Source organism: Clostridium oceanicum, assembly GCF_039521385.1.
Lineage (GTDB): Bacteria > Bacillota > Clostridia > Clostridiales > Clostridiaceae > Clostridium_F > Clostridium_F oceanicum.
Genome location: NZ_BAAACG010000003.1, coordinates 163,575 through 180,299, shown reverse-complemented (window position 1 = coordinate 180,299; position 16,725 = coordinate 163,575). Strand labels below are relative to the sequence as shown.

Sequence of the window (16,725 nt, the reverse complement as noted above, 5' to 3'; positions counted from 1 at the left end):
ATTAAAGAAAATACATTGGACATGAAATGAGGGGAAAAATGATTGATATAGTTACTATTGGAGAAACAATGGTCAATTTTATTCCAGATCAAAGAGGATATTTACGTTATGCTAAAAATTTCAGTATGAAAATAGCTGGAGCTGAAAGTAATGTAGCTATCGGTGTGGCAAAACTAGGACATAGTAGTGGTTGGATTAGTAAACTTGGAAAAGATGAATTTGGAGAAATCATTTTAAAGGAACTAAGAAGTGAAGGTGTTGATGTTTCTTCTGTTATTCAAACAAGTAACAATCCAACCGGGGTTATGTTTAAGCAATTTAGTATTCAAAATGAAACAAATGTTATGTACTATCGTAGTAATTCAGCTGCTAGTACATTAGGTTTAAATGATATTGATATAGATTATTTAAAAAAAGCTAGGATAATTCATATAAGCGGGGTAACACCTATGCTAAGTGAAACATGTAAGGAAGCTATATACTCTATTTTAGATTTTGCAGAAAAATTTAAAATACCAGTTAGCTTTGATCCGAATATAAGACTTAAGTTAATGGATAAAGATGAAGCAAAAGCATGTTTATATCCATTTTTAGAAAAGAGCGATATTGTTATGCTTGGACAAGGAGAAGCAGAATTACTATTAGGTTTAAAAAATCCGGAAGAAATAATTTATAAACTTCGTGATCTTGGTGTGAAAAAAATTGCTATTAAAATGGGAGATAAAGGAGCAGTAGTTGCTGACTCTAAGACTATTGTAAATATTCCACTTGTAAAAACAGTTTTAGTAGATACTGTTGGAGCTGGAGATGCTTTTAATTCTGGTTTCCTTACAGGCCTTATAGAAAAACGTTCAATTGAAGAATGTGGCAATATGGGAGCCCTTATGGGAGCTTTAGCAGTTAGCACTAATGGAGATACAGAAGGATTAATTAGTAGAGAAGATTTTGATCATTTATATTATCATAAAAACATAATCTATCGTTAAAGAAAAATATTAAATTTATGATTAGGAGGAAAGAGTTATGAAAATTAAAGATATATTAGTACATATTATTTCTGCACCACTTGAAGTACCTTTTAAATTTTCACAAGGTTGGGTATATAACAGAAGTTCTGTTATTGTTGAAGTTATAGGTAGTGATGGAACAAGTGGTTTTGGTGAGTGCCTTTGTCATGGTCAACAAGCACCTCAAATTGCTGGAGCTTTTATTGAAAACTGTTACAAACCAGAGGTTATAGGAAAAGATAGTTTAGATGTGGAAGTAATTTGGGAAAAACTTTATAATCGTGCACGTCCATTTGGCCAACAAGGTGCGGCTATTAATGCATTAAGTGGACTTGATATTGCACTATGGGATTTAAATGGAAAACAACTTGGACAACCTGTTAGTAGATTGCTTGGAGGAAGATTTAGAGAAAAAGTAATGGCATACGCAACAGGGTTCTATAGACAAGAGGGTAAAAAATATCCTGAAGATGCTGTAAAAGAAGCTTTATCATATGTTGATATGGGATTTAAAGGGATGAAACTTAAAGCTGGTTTTACTCCTAAAGCAGATATTGAATATGTTCGTGCTGTTAGAAATGCTGTAGGACATGATGTTATGCTTATGGCAGATTTTAATGCAGCTTATACACAAGCAGCAGCAAGAAGAATTATTTTAGAATTAGAACCAGAAAAAGTGGAGTTTTTTGAAGAACCATTAGTACCAGAAGATATTGAAGGTTATAAAGCTATACGTAATTTAACAAGTTCTTATATTGCAGCAGGAGAAGAGATGTTTACTAAAATGTCAATTAAGAATTGGTTAAAAGAAGGAGCTTTAGATATATATCAACCAGATATTTGTTCAAGTGGTGGATTTACAGAATGCAAAAAAATGGCTGCACTTACTCAATCGTATAATACAATGCTTATGCCACATGTTTGGGGTTCTGGTATTGCTCTTGCAGCTTCACTACAATTTGTATCAAGTTTACCTAATACACCAATGTGTGATACTCCAGTAGAACCACTTTTAGAATATGATAGATCAAGTCATCCATTTAGATTAGATTTAATAAATGATGGTGTTGAATTTTCAAAGGGATACTTAATTACTCCTAATAAGCCAGGAATAGGTGTTGAAATTAATAGGAATATTTTAGAACAATACAAAGTGAAGTAATTTTTAGTAGAGGTTTTGAAAACGTATAAATATTTAGGGGGAGAAATTTATGTCAATGTCAGTTATTGCAGTTGTTATTAGTATTGTAGTTTTAGTTATTCTTATTGCAAGATTCAAAATTAATGCGTTTATAGCTCTTCTTCTTACTACACTAGGTTTAGCATTAGCATTAGGTAATTCTGGAGCAGAAGCAGTTGACTTAGTTATCAAAGGATTTGGCCAAACTATGGGTTCCTGTGGTATTATCATTGTACTTGGTGTAATTATTGGGTTTATTCTTGAGAAAACAGGAGGGGCAGAGAAAATTGCAGCATCTGTTTTAAGTGTGGTAAAAGAAAAAAAAGCATCACTAGCTATGTGTATTACAGGTTCTTTAGTTTCTATTCCTGTATTTGCTGATTCAGCTCTTATGATTTTATTCCCAGTTATAAAAAATTTATCTCGTAAAGCAAAGACTTCATTTATGGGAATTACATTAGGTACAGTAATGTGTTTAGCTATGACCCATTCTATTATACCACCAACTCCAGGACCTATTGCAGCGGCTGGACTTCTTGGTGCAGACTTAGGTAAAGTTATTTTTTATGGAATAATGATTGCTATACCAGCTACACTATCTGTATATTTATATTCTAGCAAAGTTATTGGTAAACGATGGAACCAATATGTTCCTGAAATAGAAGATAGGAAAACAGAAGAGGATAAAACTAATCTTTTTAAAGAATCTGTTAAAAACCCTAAGGGATATCCAACATGGGGTGCTTATATGCCAATAGTTATTCCAATTATTCTTATTGTTTTCCAATCATTTTGTGGAAACTTTTTACCTAAAGAACATATTCTTAATACTATCTTTGGATTTATTGGAAATCCTATTATTGCTTTGTTAATAGGTATTGCAGTTATTTGGATGCTTACTAGAGAGTATAAAACATCTGTTAGAGCAGGATGGCTAGATAAGGCTATGGATTCTACAGCTCTTGTACTTCTTATTACTGCAGCAGGAGGAGCTTATGGATATGTTATAAAATCTTCTGATATAGGAGCTTGTTTAAGTCAATCTTTAAGTGGACTTGGACTTCCAGGAGTATTATTACCATGGCTTATTTCAGCTACTATTGTAACAGCTACAGGTTCAACTACAGTAGCACTTACAACATCAGCAGCTGTGTGCGTGTCTTTTTTACCTACATTAGGTATTAGTCCAGAATTATGCGTTTTAGCTATTGCATCAGGTGGCATGTGCGTTCTTCATGTTAATTCTAGTATGTTTTGGCTTGTACAAAGAATGTGTAAAATACCAGTAACAGATTTACTTAAAGCCATAGTTCCACTTTCTATGGTATGTAGTTTTGCAGCTTTAGCATCAACTTATCTTCTTTCATTATTAGGTATCTAAATTATTAAATTGCAATTATAAACAAACTAATTCTATCCACATTTATAACATAAAACTTATTTATTTATGTTATAAATGTGGATATTTTTAAATTAACAATTGAAATTATTAATTTATATTTTATAATAGTGTAATGAGTGGAATAATATTTTTAAAATAAGGAGATAGTATGAAAAATAATATACCGGTAGAAAAAAATAAAGAATATATATTAGAAATAACAGGTACAGGTTTTAAAGGAGAAGGAGTAGCAAAGGTAGAGAATTATACTATATTTGTTCCAGAAGCTTTAGAAGGGGAAAAAGTTAAAGTTAGAATAGTTAAAGTGAACAAAAATTTTGGATTTGGTAAACTAATTGACTTTGAAGTTAAATCTAAAGATAGAGTAGAACCTATATGTTCAATATATAATAAATGTGGAGGATGCCAACTTCAACATTATTCATATCATAAACAGTTAGATTTTAAAAGGCAAAGAGTAGTAGATGCAATTAAAAGAATAGGTAAGATAGATATTAAAGATGAGGGCATTAAAGATACTATAGGGATGGAAGATCCTTATAGATATAGAAACAAAGTTCAGATGCCTGTTAGAGAAGAAGGCGGAAAAATAAAAATAGGATTTTATAAGTCTAGAAGCCATGATGTTGTAGAAGTAAAGGAATGTTTTATACAAGAAAAAGTAGCAGATAAAGCAATTTATGTTATAAAAGAATGGATGGAGAAATATAATATATCTGCTTATAATGAAAAGAAAAATAAAGGGTTATTAAAGCATATAATGGTTAGAAAAGCTTTTAAAAATAATGATGAAACTATGATAGTTTTAGTAACTAATAGTAAAACTATACCTTATAAGGATGAACTTATAGAAAGCATAAGAGAAAATATTCCTACAATAACAAGCATAATACATAATATAAATACTAAAAATACTAATGTTATATTAGGTCAAAAGTGTGTTACATTGTGGGGAAAAGATTATATAACAGATTATATAGGAAAATTTAAATTCAATATTTCACCTTTATCTTTTTTTCAAGTTAATCCAACTCAAACAGAAGTATTATATAATAAAGCTTTAGAGTTTGCTGATTTAAAAGGGAATGAACTAGTTTTTGATGCCTATTGTGGAACAGGAACGATTTCTTTATTTTTATCTGAGAATTGTAGAGAAGTATATGGAGTTGAAATAATAAAAGAAGCTATAGATAACGCTAAAATAAATGCTAAACAAAATAACATACATAATGCTAAATTTATAGTAGGAAAATCAGAAGAAGAAATTCCTAAATTAATAGATCAAGGAAAATTGCCAGATGTAATAGTAGTAGATCCACCTAGAAAAGGCTGTGATGAAAAATTACTTAAATCTATATCTAAAACTAATGCAAGTAAAATAGTTTATGTTTCTTGTGATCCAGGTACCTTAGCTAGAGATTTAGGCTTATTAGATAACTTAGGATATAAAACTGAGAAAGTTCAACCAGTTGACATGTTCCCTATGACATCCCATGTGGAAACTATAGTACTTTTAACCAAGGAAAATCAATAATATAAGTTATTAATTCTGATTAAAACTGTTTGTTTGCCACCCGTTTGCCACCCTTTGTTTATAGTCGGTGGCAAACTATTTTATTTCAGATATAATAGATTCAAATCTATCAACACTATCATGTTTTAGCTTACTAGTAATATGAGAGTATGTGTCCATAGTAGTAGCAAGTTTACTATGACCTAATCTATGTTGTATATCTTTTATATTTGCACCAGATTCTAATAACATAGTAGCATGAGTATGACGTAAAGAATGAAAATTAAAAGGTATTTGTAGTTCATAATTGACGATACGGCTTAAATATTTTAAACTATTAGTAGTTATTGGTACACCATTTTCTTTGGTACATACAAAATTTGAGTTTGTATAATGAGTACCATATTTTAATTTGTTTTCGTATTGATGTTTTTTATTTCGTTTTAATATATTGGTAAGTGTATTTCCAATTAAGATGGTTCTATAGGAACTTTGGGTTTTAGGAGTTCCAAAGACCCATTCTCTTTTTTTATATACAATTATTTTTTCAACTTTTATGGTATTATTTTTTAAGTCTACGCAGTCCCAAGTAAGACCACAAACTTCAGATGCTCTCATGCCAGTACTAAAAGCTATTTGTAGGGGTATATAAAAATTGCTACCTTCAGGGAAACGTTCAATAATTTTTTTGAAATTTTCTAAAGATATTACTTTTAATTTGTCTTTGTCATTTTTTACATTATCATATCTAGGCATAGTTACGTAGATCATAGGATTTTCTTTTATAAATTTATATGGGTATACAGCCATTCTTAAAGCTCCAGAAAGTACACCATAAAAATTAGATAATGTGGTTTTAGCAAAACCATTTCTGTATTTCTTATTTATAAATTGTTGTAGTATAGCTGGAGTTAATGATTTTAGTTTATAAACTCCTAAACTAGATTTTATGTGTCTATCTATGATTATTTTATAATTTTCTTGGGTATTGTATTTGCAATTTATCATTACATATTCATCAAACCAATAATCAAAATAATCTGAAACGCTTATATTACTTTCATCAATGATAGATCCACAATTTTCAAATTCTTTTATGGCACTTCTTAGAGCTTTTTCTGCTTCTCGTTTTGTATTACCTCCTTTCCTTTCTATTTTTTTTCTTTTACCATCAACTTTAGCAACGTCAAAGTAATAGTACCAACTACTACCTCTTTTTCTTACTCCGCCTTTCATAAAATTATGCTCCTTCCTCTGCGTTTTATTTATATAATCCAATTATTAAATTGGTTATATACATTATGAATGTATATTTATTTTTTATATTTATAACTAATTAGTTTAATCTGATTAAGTACTTCTTCTGAAAACTCTTCTGCATTTTCTTTTTTTATACCTAAGTAATCTAATATATATTTGTTTTGAAGAGTATATTTAATAATATCTTTAGGCGGTTTAGGCTCAATTTTTTGTTTTTTTGCATTTTCTTTTTTCTCCAAGATTAAACTATGATTATTTATGTATTCATATAAATACTTTAATTCTAAATCAGGATCTTCTTTCAATGCTTCTCTTATACTTTCAATTTCTTCTTCAGGTAAATTAGGTAATTGAAGTTTTATAAATTTATCAAGTATATTACTAATTTCATTTTGGCTTTGAAAAAAATCTAAAGGAACATTACATACTTTTGCTATATTTGATAAACATGAAAAGCTAGGAAAAGATCTGCCGTTTTCTATATCGCAAATATAACCCCTAGATTTACCTACTTCATGTGCAAGATCTGTTTGACTAAATCTTTCTCCTGTAATTTTGCCTTTATATTCTCTTGCTTTTCTTATAAGTTTTCCTAAATCTTTTTTAGGTAACAAGTAAACCAACTACTTTCTATTTAATATCGTATATATCTATTGTACGTAAATAACGTCTAGTAGTCAACTATAAAATGAATTTTTACAAAAATGATAGAATTTGTAAAATAAATATAAAATATAGTAATATAGGGGCATATAGCACATTTGAATTAACAATTACCAAAATGATATAGTGAATATGACGTAAATATCGTACAAAAATAAGGGGGTGAAGGTATGATGATAGAAGAAAAAATTATTGGGTTATCGTGGAATAAAAAATTAGAAATTTTAAGGAGAATTAATGGTTGGTCACAGGACAAAGCTGCAAAAGAATGCAAGGTTACTCAAAAAATGTATTGGTCATGGGAAAATGGTAAAAGTTATCCAAGTAATCATAGTCGTAAAGCTATAGCAAAAACTTATCATATGATGGAAGATGATATTTTTGATAAGGAAAATTTTTAGATGTTTTAATGAGTTTGGGTTTAAAAAGAATATAAAATTTATTTGAATTTTAGGGAGGTTTTTGAAGTGCAAGATTATCTATATACGGTTGATGAAGTAGCTAGTATTTTAAAAGTAAATAGAAATGCTGTATATGATTTAATAAGGAGCGGTAACTTAGTAGCTTTAAAATTAGGCAGACTTAAAGTAACTAAACCTATGATTTTAAAGTTTTTAAAAGATTTTAATGGAAAGGATTTAAGTGATTTAGAAAATATAAAAGATTTAACTTTTTAATACATAAAAGAAAGAGGGATACTAATGAGAGGGATAAATTATGATGAACTACCAGTGCTTTTAAAACCTAAAGAATTGGGGGAGGTTTTAAAAATAGATATGAACTTAGTTTATAGAATTATTAAAAGAAGTGATTTCCCAATTTTAAGAATAAGCAAAAGACATGTTAGAATACCAAAGGTTTTATTGATAAAGTGGATAGAGAAGAATAAAGAATATTTAAGAGAACATATAAACTCAAAGGAAATAATCCACAAGAGTGTATAAGTATATCTTCAATTGTTAGTAAATTCTGAAATATTTAGGAGGGATGAAGCTTTGGCTAAATATAGACAACTACATACACAATTTTGGTCAGATGGTTTTGTACTGGATTTAACTCCAGAAGAAAAATATTTTTATTTATATCTTATGAGTAATTCTAAAACTAGCCAATGTGGAGTATATGAGCTTCCTATTAGAATTATAGAAATGGAAACAGGATACAATAGAGAAACAGTAATAAAGCTTTTGAAAAGGTTTGAAGAATATAAAAAAATTAAATACTGTACAGAAACCAAAGAAATTATGATTTTTAATTGGTCTAAATATAATAGTCCTAATAATGCAAATGCTATAAAGTGCGTTAATAAGGAGATTAAAAATATAAAGAATAAGGATTTTATAAAATTGCTTTATATAAAATATTATGATCTTCATTTAGACATAAAAAAAATATTTGAAGGTGTTTTTGTATTTACGGATAAAGCAGAGCCTCTTAAGGGAGGCTCTACTAGTGTTACTGAAAATATAGATATAACAAAGGATGAAGAGGTAACACTTGAGAATGAGAATATAATAAATGATGCAGAATCAGAAGAAATAGTAATAGATAAGAAAATAGAAGATAGTAATACTTGTAAGTTTGAGGATGTAATTACATTTTTTAAAAAGAATATATGTAAGCCTAAACAATATGAGTGCAAAAAGCTGAAAGAATGGAGTGATAATATAGATTATGATGTTATAATCATGGCCATAACAGAAGCTACAAAATATAATGCTAAGAATATAAAGTATATTGAAAATGTTCTTTATAGCTGGGAAGAGAAAGGACTTAAAACTAAAGAGGATGTAGAAGTTTATAAAAAAGGTTGGAAGGGTAATAAGAAATACAATAGTACCGGTAAGGATAGATGGGATATGATAGAGCAGAGGCAGTATGATTTTAAAGAATTGGAGCGGAAACTTTTAGGGTGGGAAGATTAAATTTATAAGATTTAAATAATAGGCTTTAAGTTTAACAGCTTATTATTTTTTTATGAAAATAAGCCCCTTGCAAGGGGTTTATAAGGGACTACTAAGTAAAGAAGTAATAAGTAAGAAGTAAGAAATAATAAGTAAAAAGGAAGAAGTAAGAAAGGTTAGTTTTATAAGATTACTTATTATATATAACATAAATTTAGTATTCATAATAATATGAAAGTTTATAGTCGTATTAAAAAAATTAGATAGAAAGACATAAAAATAGAAGATATTATGTTAAAATAAATACATAAATACAAAAATAAGGAAGTGTTTTACTTGGATATATTTAATTTAGATAAAATGATTTTATTTATAATATTATTTATACCAGGATTTATTTCTGTTAAAGTATGGAAGTTGATGGTGGCATGCGAAAACACTAAATTTAAAGATTATATATTTGAGACAGTAGCTTATAGCTGTATAAATTTTGGAGTAATGTTTTTTTTTATAAGAAAAGCAGCTAACCCTAATTTTCAAAAAAATTATCCAAGTTTATTTTATATTATTGTTTTATTCACATTAGTTATTATGCCTATTATTTGGCCATTAATTTTTAAAAAAATTTTGGGCTTGGAATTTTTTCAAGGGAGAATAATTCAACCTATTCCAAAAGCATGGGACTATTTTTTTAGTAAGGGAGAATGTTGTTATGTATTAATTCATTTGAAAAATTCACAATTAATAGGAGGTTTATATGGAGGAAATTCATTTGTTTCAGCATTTCCATATAAGCAAGATATATATTTAGAAGAAGTGTGGAAAATAGATGAAAATGGTAATTTTTTAAATAAAATAGAATATACAAAAGGGGTGATAATAGATAAAGATTCATTTAATTATATAGAAATTTTTAAACCAGTAAATAATGAGGAGGAATAGAAATGTCAAAGAATCAATCAAATTCGAATGGTGATTATCAAATTATTAAAAAGGGGTATGGTGTTAAATTAGATTCTAATAATCAAAACATAAAACCCCCTAAAGGAGGAACTGGAGAATCTAGTCCTAAGAATAATAATAAATAGTAGTCATTATTTATATCAATTTATTAAAATTTAAGAAGAAATATTATTAGTGTATATTTAAATACAAGATTTATTAAATAACTTTATATCCATAGGCTGTATCTATAATTTTACTATCAAGTGGATATCTAATTAATCCTATAGCCATATATAAATCCCCTATAGATCCTAATAGGTTACATATGAAAACTGTAGAACCTAAAAAACTAGGAAGTAATAGAGAAAGTATAGATATAATTGTAACCGGTGCTAATAGTACAATAGCAAATTGATTTATAGATACCTTTTTATTAGTTACTTCTTCTGTAGCTGCATATACAAATTTAAAACTATATTTAACTTTACCACCAAATAGAGTATAGGATAGACCATGTATTAACTCATGTAGTATTATCATTATGACCATAGAAATAGTAAGAAATATAAAAGATAAGGTGATAGAGTAGTTAAATATGTTTATAGATTCTTTAAAAAAATTAAATAGGATACTATTTAAATAATCATAGAATATTATAGAAAAAACTATAGCTATACCTAATAGTTTTAAATGAATTTTGTTTGTAATTCTAAATTCCATTGAATACACCTCATAATAATTATTATTTTAATTATTCCCAAGAGTTAAACTTATAAACTTGGAGGGTGGGGTGGGAATAGAATCATTTATGGAAAAGCTAAGGAAGGCTTGTCTATAAATACATATTAGAGGACATGTTAGGAATACCATTAAATATGCTTGTTTGTTTTTCTAAACAAATGATTTAGCGAACTCAGACTAGCTCTTTAGAGCTTGTTTTAGTTACGCTAAATCTTCCCTTGTTTAGAGAAGTAGACAAGCATAACTCAAAAGGAATACCAGGATAAAACTTAAGAGGAATACATAAACCTGAAAGGTGGACTTGTCTTGCTGCGAAAGATACATGGACATGGCTTTTTCTTGGAGCTTGTACATGTATCTTAATGCAGGGAGCATGTCCACCTTATTTATATAAGATGGAAAATATATTAATTATATAAATGAAAGTAAATATAAAAAAATAGAAGTGTGTTATCATGTCAACAATGAGAGCAATATTAATAAAAAATATTTACACTAAATTACCTAACAAAATTTCTATAAATTACATTTTGTAATATATTTAAAGTAATAATGATATATGCATGGTAAGAATCTTAAAAAACTGAGAAGGCATTAAATGCCTTTTTTTTAATGGAATAAATTTCTGTAATTTATATATAGTAACTTATAGGTAAAAGTATATGAAAATATTGACACTACTAATTAATATTGAAAAGTAACAAATATCAAGTAGAAACTATATATGTAAATTCAAATAATAAATATATATAAGTTAGTATGTTATGTTAATCATTAAATTTAATTAATAATAAAATTGCATAAAAAATGGTAAAAAAGTATAATGTTCAACGTGGTTAAACAATATATTGCAGGGGAGGAATGTTAAGTGAAACGTATTTTAATAAAAATAAAAAAAAATCTTTTAACTTCCGTAAAAAAAATTTCTATTGCGGACTGGGGAGTCTTAAGAAAATTTTTTTTCAGAGTAAAAGATTTTTTAAAACAGATGATAATTTCATTTTGTTTATTTTGTTTATTATTGTTTGTTTCAAATTATGTTAATATCAATATTAATATGAATATGAATATCAACATTGATACTGGCATACTAATATCATCATTGCTAATAATAGGCAAAAAACGATGATTTACTTAACTATAATTGTTAATCTAATTTTAGTATTAACAATTATAGTCATTATATACATTAGGTATATCAGATTTAATATTAAATTTGATTAATGTAAAACTTAAAACAGCTTTAATTATATATAATATAAAATTAAAATACAAATATATTTTTAGATGATTAAAGTTTTTTTATATAAATTAAAGTTTTATACTTTAATTTAAGGTTTGTTTTTTATGAATTCCTTAGTTTTTATTATAAATTCTATATTATTTAAAATGTATCTACAAGTATATTTGTTTTTTCTATTATAAAAGTTGAAAGGTACTTATATATATGAAGTATAGTTTAAATTAATGAATTTATATAACATTAGATGTATAATATTGGTAATTAAACTTTAAGGCGGTGATACGTTAATGCATGAACTTATCAATAAATATAAGAAGGGCGATAATAAATCTTTAGAAAAAATAATAGATGGATTTGTTCCTCTTATATTAAAAGAAGCTTCAAGGTATAAGATTAAATGTTATAGTTATGAAGATTTAGTTCAGCATGGATATCTATCAGTTATAAAAGCGGCCAATATGTACAAGGGTTCTGGTGAAAGTTTTAAATTTTACTGTATTAAAGCTATAAAACAAAACTATAAAGCTTTATTAAAAGGTGAGATAAAACATCATACAGAAATACCTAATGATAAAGATATATATTCTTATAAATTTACTGTAGAAGATGAAGTTATAGCCTATGAAAAGACAAAGGAAATATATAATGTTTTAGATGAACTAAGCAAAGGGGAAAAGAAGATATTAAAAAGTTTCTATATTGAAGGTAGTACTATTAAAAGTATTGCTAGAGATCATAACAAAAGCTATAACAATATAAGATATAAAAAAGATAAGATAGTAAAGAAACTACAAAATAGATTAAAAAAGCATATATAAAGATAGGTAGAGAAGTATGTATCTCAGATTCATAACTTCATCTGAGTAAGTGCTTCACACCAAATTATAAATTTGGGTTCTCTACTTAAGGTGGTGGGAATATGTATGATGGTTTAATAAAGCTTATCAGTAATTTAGGATTCCCAGTAGCGGTTAGTGTTTATCTTTTAGTTAGAATTGAAAAAAAACTTGATGATTTAATCAAGGCTTTTAACGATTTTAGCAAAAGGTCATAGCTTCTACGGAACACCAAAATGAAGGTCTTAAATTTTAAAATTTAGGACCTTTATTTTTTTACAAATATATAAGTGAATTCATATATATAGGTGAAATACAAAACAAATAAAGAAAGGGGATTTTAAAATGGCAGTAGCAGCACATAAAAATGATTCAGATTTAGTATTAACTTTAGCTGCAGGTTTAGATAAAGATGGAAAAGAGATATTAAGACGTAAAACAATATCAAAAATTAATGTTAATGCTAATGATGAAGATCTATTTACTATAGCAAATGAAGTAGAAAAAGTATTAATGCATGAAGTAAGAGAAATAAACAGAGTAGATAAGAGCGCTTTAGTTCAGGAAGGCTAAGATAAAGTAGATATTAGATAACAATCTTTAATTGAAAAAGAGAGGAGGATTTATAGATGAATAGAACATTAAGCATGAAGTTTATAACAGAGGAAGGTAAGAAAATTTCTTTTTCTATAAGTGATGTTAAAGAAGATTTAACTAAAGAAGATGTATCCGCTTTAATGGATGTTATGGTTGAGAAAAAAGATGCCTTTGCATTTGATTCACCAATCGTTGCAAAAGATTCAGCAGACATTATAGAAAGAACTACAGAAGAAATATATACAGCATAGGCATTTTAAATATAAATAAGCCTCTACTTTTTTTAAAAAGTGGAGGCTTTAATAATATAAAAAATTAAAATAAAGGAGACTTAATTATGTATATTATAAATTCAAATTTAAGATTTAGAGGACTTACCTTTGGCAATAATCCTAGAATGATTATTCTTCATCACGCAGAAAGTTCTAGATGCAGTATAGAAGATGTACATTCATGGCATTTAAATAAAGGATGGAGCGGTTGTGGCTATCATTACTTTGTAAGAAAGAATGGATCTATCTATAAAGGTAGACCGGATAATGCTATAGGTGCACACTGTTTAAGCTATAATAGTGTATCTATTGGAATATGTACAGAAGGTAGATTCAATGTAGAAACTATGGGAGCCTCTCAATATAACTCTTTAAAAGAGTTAATAAGCTATATTAAAAATAAATATAACATTAGTAAAATATACGGCCATAGAGAATTAAATTCAACAGATTGCCCAGGAAAAAACTTTCCGCTAAGTAAAATAAAAAATGAATCCTTAGGTGGAAGTAATTCAGGAAAAAGAAAAAAGATAAGTAGTGCAGGTTATCCAGGATATTTACTTAAATATAATGCTAATAGATTTGATTCCAATGTAAAAACAATTCAAAGAAAACTAAAACAAATAGGATATAGCGTAGGAAGATGTGGAGCAGATGGATACTTTGGAGATGGAACATTACTTGCAGTTAGATGTTTTCAAAGGGATTGTAATCTAATGATAGATGGAATTATAGGTAAGAATACTTGGAAAAGGATTATGAGGGAGTAGAAAATATAATTCTCCATGTATTTTAATTAAAAATCTATATTAAGTATTGATATACAACACTTAATATAGATTTTTAGTGTTTGCGTAAATTGTAGAATATTACGTAAATTAAGTAATATTATGGTATAATAATTACGTTGTTATGCTAAAACATAAATGTATCTTATTCAAACAGTATATTATAAAACTTAAAAAATAGGAGAGATTTAATATGTCGTTATTAATTAAATCTATAAAGTTAGATGGATTTAAAAGTTATGAAAAGGCTACTATTTCATTTAATGAAAAATTCAATGTAATTGTTGGAGAAAATAATATTGGTAAAACTACAATTTTTGAAGCAATGCTACTTTGGAAAAAATGCTATGATTTGAATGTTAAAGCAAATAAAAAAGGGTTTTATAAATCTGGTAATAATTTATATGTAAATTTTGAGGAATTACATTTTATTCGTCTTTCTCAAGATACAGATATTTTTAATGGTACTAAAAAAGAATGCATGATTTATTTACAATTATTTGATGATGAATTACAATCAAATTTTGATTTAGGTTTTACACTAACTAAACCCTACAATATACCAAATGCATATATTAGAATTACGATGATTGATCAAAGTGAATTTAGTGAATTTGAAAAATATTGTAAGTACAAAAATATAAAATTAGATAACATTATGTTTATTCATCAGACTAAACCAGTATCTAATGTATTAAATAAAGAACCGTATATGTACAAAGGGCAAATAATTAAGAAAATTGAAAAAGGTAAATCAAATGAAGTTTTACGAAATAAAATAATTAATAGTATAAATTCTAATAAAGAACGTCTTGAAACTTATATGAAAAAGGTGCTAGGAATAGATTTTTCATTTATAATACCTACCAAAAATAAGAAAGATCAACAAGAATATATAGATTTGAAAGTAAATATAAATAATCAAAAATTAGATATTTTTTTGCAAGGAAGTGGTTTTTTACAAGTAGCTGAAATTTTTTCTACTATTGATACTGTTGATAACGAATTAAACATTTTATTAATAGATGAACCAGATTCTCATATAAGCCCAAGAATTCAAAATAAATTATTACAAGAATTAAAAAAAATTCATAATACACAAATATTTGTTATATCCCATAATGATAATTTTGTTTCAAATTTAGATCCGAACGAAATAATTTTTATAAATTCAGATAATAAATCTAAATCGGATATATATTCTTTAGTACAAAATAGCGATTTGGATGTAATACATCATTCAATGGGTGGGATTATTTCATCATTAACAACACTACAAAATGCTGATAAAATTATTTTTGTAGAAGGAGAAGATGATATAGCGTATATTAAAAAAATTTATAATAGAATGTGTGTGGTTGATATAGCTGATAAAATTTTGAGTGATTCTATTGATTTTGGAGATATTGCTTTTTGGCATATTAGGGGTAAGGATTATTTGAAAATAAAAATTGATAATTATAAGAATATCTTATCACAGTTAGTTGAAAGAAAAAGGTATTCTATTATATTTGATAAAGATTTTTGTACAGTGAAGTTTAATAATATATTTAAAAATGAAATGAAGAATAGATTAGGTAAAAATTCAAAATGTTACACGCATGAAGGTTATTGTTTTGAGTCTGTACTTTTTTCAAATGATGAAATTTTAGCTAATTTTATACATAGACTTTCGAAGGTAGATATAAATATAGTTGAAAAATTTATTGAAGATTACAGAATTTCAATACAAAATGATCTGAAAAATGTATCAACTGATAGATATAACAAAATGAAAAATAAATTTAATGGTCAAAAAAAAGAGTCTAGATTAGAATTAAAGAAAGTTGATTTTGATTGTTTTGCAAAAGAATGTAGTAAAGATTACAAATATGCTATGAATAAATATAATATTACAGAATTTGTGTTGAATTTTGAAAAACGACAAAAGGTTAAATTGTTTGATCGTAACGATGATAATCCTGAAACGTGTGCTTCCTTATTATTAAAATCATATATTGAAACAATTAAATCTATTGATGATGTATATGATAGCTATAAAGAGTTGATTAAATTTATATTTAAAAATGATTAGTTAATTTTATTACATAATAACATACTAAGAAATAATTCATATTTTTATTAAATAAAGTGACATAAATTGAATAAATATATCAATTGTTTATAATCATATACAGAACAATATATAAGCTTATAGCAAAAATAGAGAAACAATGTTTTGGTTTTCTTAATTTATATTAAATTCAATTAATATTTTGAGTCGGTATTAAAATAATCAATAAATACAATAAGAAGAACAAATTCGAATATTTTCAAAATACGTTCTAAAAAAACAAGATTTATTCTATAAATAACCAAATTCGTTCTTTACAAT

At 26.7% G+C, this 16,725-nt stretch carries 19 protein-coding genes; 16 read left to right on the top strand and 3 right to left on the bottom strand.

Going from position 1 to position 16,725, the window contains the following annotated elements:
• The first annotated feature begins 38 nt into the window (after positions 1 to 38).
• The 4 genes from ABDZ71_RS02525 to rlmD all read left to right on the top strand — a co-directional run bounded on the left by ABDZ71_RS02525 (position 39) and on the right by rlmD (position 5,123).
• The gene (locus ABDZ71_RS02525) at positions 39 to 986 is read left to right on the top strand and encodes a sugar kinase (RefSeq protein WP_343758530.1); all 948 of its coding nucleotides are present in this window, start codon (positions 39 to 41) and stop codon (positions 984 to 986) included.
• A 37-nt stretch (positions 987 to 1,023) separates the two neighbouring features.
• Positions 1,024 to 2,169, top strand: coding sequence for a mandelate racemase/muconate lactonizing enzyme family protein (locus tag ABDZ71_RS02520; protein ID WP_343758528.1), 1,146 nt, complete (start codon positions 1,024 to 1,026; stop codon positions 2,167 to 2,169).
• A gap of 49 nt (positions 2,170 to 2,218) precedes the next feature.
• On the top strand, positions 2,219 to 3,568 hold the full coding sequence (locus ABDZ71_RS02515) for a GntP family permease (RefSeq protein ID WP_343758526.1): 1,350 nt from the start codon (positions 2,219 to 2,221) through the stop codon (positions 3,566 to 3,568).
• Between the two features lie 169 nt (positions 3,569 to 3,737).
• Entirely contained in the window at positions 3,738 to 5,123 is a 1,386-nt protein-coding gene (gene rlmD, locus ABDZ71_RS02510; protein ID WP_343758523.1) for a 23S rRNA (uracil(1939)-C(5))-methyltransferase RlmD, read from the top strand.
• 75 nt (positions 5,124 to 5,198) lie between these two features.
• Here rlmD and ABDZ71_RS02505 read toward each other — a convergent pair whose 3' ends face one another.
• A complete protein-coding gene (locus ABDZ71_RS02505) occupies positions 5,199 to 6,338 on the bottom strand; it encodes a tyrosine-type recombinase/integrase (RefSeq protein ID WP_343758521.1) in 1,140 nt (379 codons plus the stop codon).
• A gap of 77 nt (positions 6,339 to 6,415) precedes the next feature.
• The gene (locus ABDZ71_RS02500; protein ID WP_343758519.1) at positions 6,416 to 6,976 is read right to left on the bottom strand and encodes a helix-turn-helix domain-containing protein; all 561 of its coding nucleotides are present in this window, start codon (positions 6,974 to 6,976) and stop codon (positions 6,416 to 6,418) included.
• Between the two features lie 219 nt (positions 6,977 to 7,195).
• Here ABDZ71_RS02500 and ABDZ71_RS02495 point away from each other — a divergent pair, with 219 nt between their 5' ends.
• From ABDZ71_RS02495 to ABDZ71_RS02470, 6 genes are all read left to right on the top strand, one after another.
• Complete coding sequence (locus ABDZ71_RS02495) at positions 7,196 to 7,426, top strand: helix-turn-helix transcriptional regulator (RefSeq protein WP_343758516.1); 231 nt, start codon at positions 7,196 to 7,198, stop codon at positions 7,424 to 7,426.
• A 66-nt stretch (positions 7,427 to 7,492) separates the two neighbouring features.
• Positions 7,493 to 7,702, top strand: a complete 210-nt coding sequence (locus ABDZ71_RS02490; RefSeq protein ID WP_343758514.1) for a helix-turn-helix domain-containing protein — start codon at positions 7,493 to 7,495, stop codon at positions 7,700 to 7,702.
• 24 nt (positions 7,703 to 7,726) lie between these two features.
• A complete protein-coding gene (locus ABDZ71_RS02485) occupies positions 7,727 to 7,969 on the top strand; it encodes a helix-turn-helix domain-containing protein (protein WP_343758512.1) in 243 nt (80 codons plus the stop codon).
• A gap of 51 nt (positions 7,970 to 8,020) precedes the next feature.
• Positions 8,021 to 8,950 (top strand): DnaD domain-containing protein, encoded by a 930-nt coding sequence (locus tag ABDZ71_RS02480; RefSeq protein WP_343758510.1) that lies wholly within the window; start codon positions 8,021 to 8,023, stop codon positions 8,948 to 8,950.
• A gap of 315 nt (positions 8,951 to 9,265) precedes the next feature.
• Positions 9,266 to 9,871, top strand: coding sequence for a DUF6338 family protein (locus tag ABDZ71_RS02475; protein ID WP_343758508.1), 606 nt, complete (start codon positions 9,266 to 9,268; stop codon positions 9,869 to 9,871).
• 2 nt (positions 9,872 to 9,873) lie between these two features.
• Positions 9,874 to 10,017: a hypothetical protein gene (locus tag ABDZ71_RS02470; protein WP_343758504.1), complete on the top strand. Its 144-nt coding sequence runs from the start codon at positions 9,874 to 9,876 to the stop codon at positions 10,015 to 10,017.
• Between the two features lie 73 nt (positions 10,018 to 10,090).
• On the opposite strand, the gene ABDZ71_RS02465 is transcribed toward ABDZ71_RS02470, so the two are convergent.
• Positions 10,091 to 10,594 carry a DUF3267 domain-containing protein gene (locus ABDZ71_RS02465; RefSeq protein WP_343758503.1) on the bottom strand — a complete coding sequence of 168 codons (504 nt, stop codon included), beginning with the start codon at positions 10,592 to 10,594 and terminating at the stop codon, positions 10,091 to 10,093.
• 1,551 nt (positions 10,595 to 12,145) lie between these two features.
• Here ABDZ71_RS02465 and ABDZ71_RS02460 point away from each other — a divergent pair.
• The 6 genes from ABDZ71_RS02460 to ABDZ71_RS02435 all read left to right on the top strand — a co-directional run bounded on the left by ABDZ71_RS02460 (position 12,146) and on the right by ABDZ71_RS02435 (position 16,425).
• Positions 12,146 to 12,676, top strand: coding sequence for a sigma-70 family RNA polymerase sigma factor (locus tag ABDZ71_RS02460; protein ID WP_343758501.1), 531 nt, complete (start codon positions 12,146 to 12,148; stop codon positions 12,674 to 12,676).
• 101 nt (positions 12,677 to 12,777) lie between these two features.
• Positions 12,778 to 12,912, top strand: coding sequence for a YvrJ family protein (locus tag ABDZ71_RS02455; protein WP_425544682.1), 135 nt, complete (start codon positions 12,778 to 12,780; stop codon positions 12,910 to 12,912).
• A 127-nt stretch (positions 12,913 to 13,039) separates the two neighbouring features.
• Positions 13,040 to 13,267: a DUF1659 domain-containing protein gene (locus tag ABDZ71_RS02450; RefSeq protein ID WP_343758500.1), complete on the top strand. Its 228-nt coding sequence runs from the start codon at positions 13,040 to 13,042 to the stop codon at positions 13,265 to 13,267.
• Positions 13,268 to 13,323: 56 nt separating this feature from the next.
• A complete protein-coding gene (locus ABDZ71_RS02445) occupies positions 13,324 to 13,542 on the top strand; it encodes a DUF2922 domain-containing protein (protein ID WP_343758499.1) in 219 nt (72 codons plus the stop codon).
• An 86-nt stretch (positions 13,543 to 13,628) separates the two neighbouring features.
• On the top strand, positions 13,629 to 14,333 hold the full coding sequence (locus ABDZ71_RS02440) for a peptidoglycan recognition protein family protein (RefSeq protein ID WP_343758498.1): 705 nt from the start codon (positions 13,629 to 13,631) through the stop codon (positions 14,331 to 14,333).
• A gap of 211 nt (positions 14,334 to 14,544) precedes the next feature.
• Positions 14,545 to 16,425: an ATP-dependent nuclease gene (locus ABDZ71_RS02435; RefSeq protein WP_343758496.1), complete on the top strand. Its 1,881-nt coding sequence runs from the start codon at positions 14,545 to 14,547 to the stop codon at positions 16,423 to 16,425.
• Positions 16,426 to 16,725: the final 300 nt, after the last annotated feature.

Coding starts and splice junctions, on each gene's coding strand:
- ABDZ71_RS02525 (WP_343758530.1), top strand. CDS start 39: ATGATTGATATAGTTACTATTGGAGAAACAATGGTCAATTTTATTCCA.
- ABDZ71_RS02520 (WP_343758528.1), top strand. CDS start 1,024: ATGAAAATTAAAGATATATTAGTACATATTATTTCTGCACCACTTGAA.
- ABDZ71_RS02515 (WP_343758526.1), top strand. CDS start 2,219: ATGTCAATGTCAGTTATTGCAGTTGTTATTAGTATTGTAGTTTTAGTT.
- rlmD (WP_343758523.1), top strand. CDS start 3,738: ATGAAAAATAATATACCGGTAGAAAAAAATAAAGAATATATATTAGAA.
- ABDZ71_RS02505 (WP_343758521.1), bottom strand. CDS start 6,338: ATGAAAGGCGGAGTAAGAAAAAGAGGTAGTAGTTGGTACTATTACTTT.
- ABDZ71_RS02495 (WP_343758516.1), top strand. CDS start 7,196: ATGATGATAGAAGAAAAAATTATTGGGTTATCGTGGAATAAAAAATTA.
- ABDZ71_RS02485 (WP_343758512.1), top strand. CDS start 7,727: ATGAGAGGGATAAATTATGATGAACTACCAGTGCTTTTAAAACCTAAA.
- ABDZ71_RS02470 (WP_343758504.1), top strand. CDS start 9,874: ATGTCAAAGAATCAATCAAATTCGAATGGTGATTATCAAATTATTAAA.
- ABDZ71_RS02465 (WP_343758503.1), bottom strand. CDS start 10,594: ATGGAATTTAGAATTACAAACAAAATTCATTTAAAACTATTAGGTATA.
- ABDZ71_RS02460 (WP_343758501.1), top strand. CDS start 12,146: ATGCATGAACTTATCAATAAATATAAGAAGGGCGATAATAAATCTTTA.
- ABDZ71_RS02455 (WP_425544682.1), top strand. CDS start 12,778: ATGTATGATGGTTTAATAAAGCTTATCAGTAATTTAGGATTCCCAGTA.
- ABDZ71_RS02450 (WP_343758500.1), top strand. CDS start 13,040: ATGGCAGTAGCAGCACATAAAAATGATTCAGATTTAGTATTAACTTTA.
- ABDZ71_RS02445 (WP_343758499.1), top strand. CDS start 13,324: ATGAATAGAACATTAAGCATGAAGTTTATAACAGAGGAAGGTAAGAAA.
- ABDZ71_RS02440 (WP_343758498.1), top strand. CDS start 13,629: ATGTATATTATAAATTCAAATTTAAGATTTAGAGGACTTACCTTTGGC.
- ABDZ71_RS02435 (WP_343758496.1), top strand. CDS start 14,545: ATGTCGTTATTAATTAAATCTATAAAGTTAGATGGATTTAAAAGTTAT.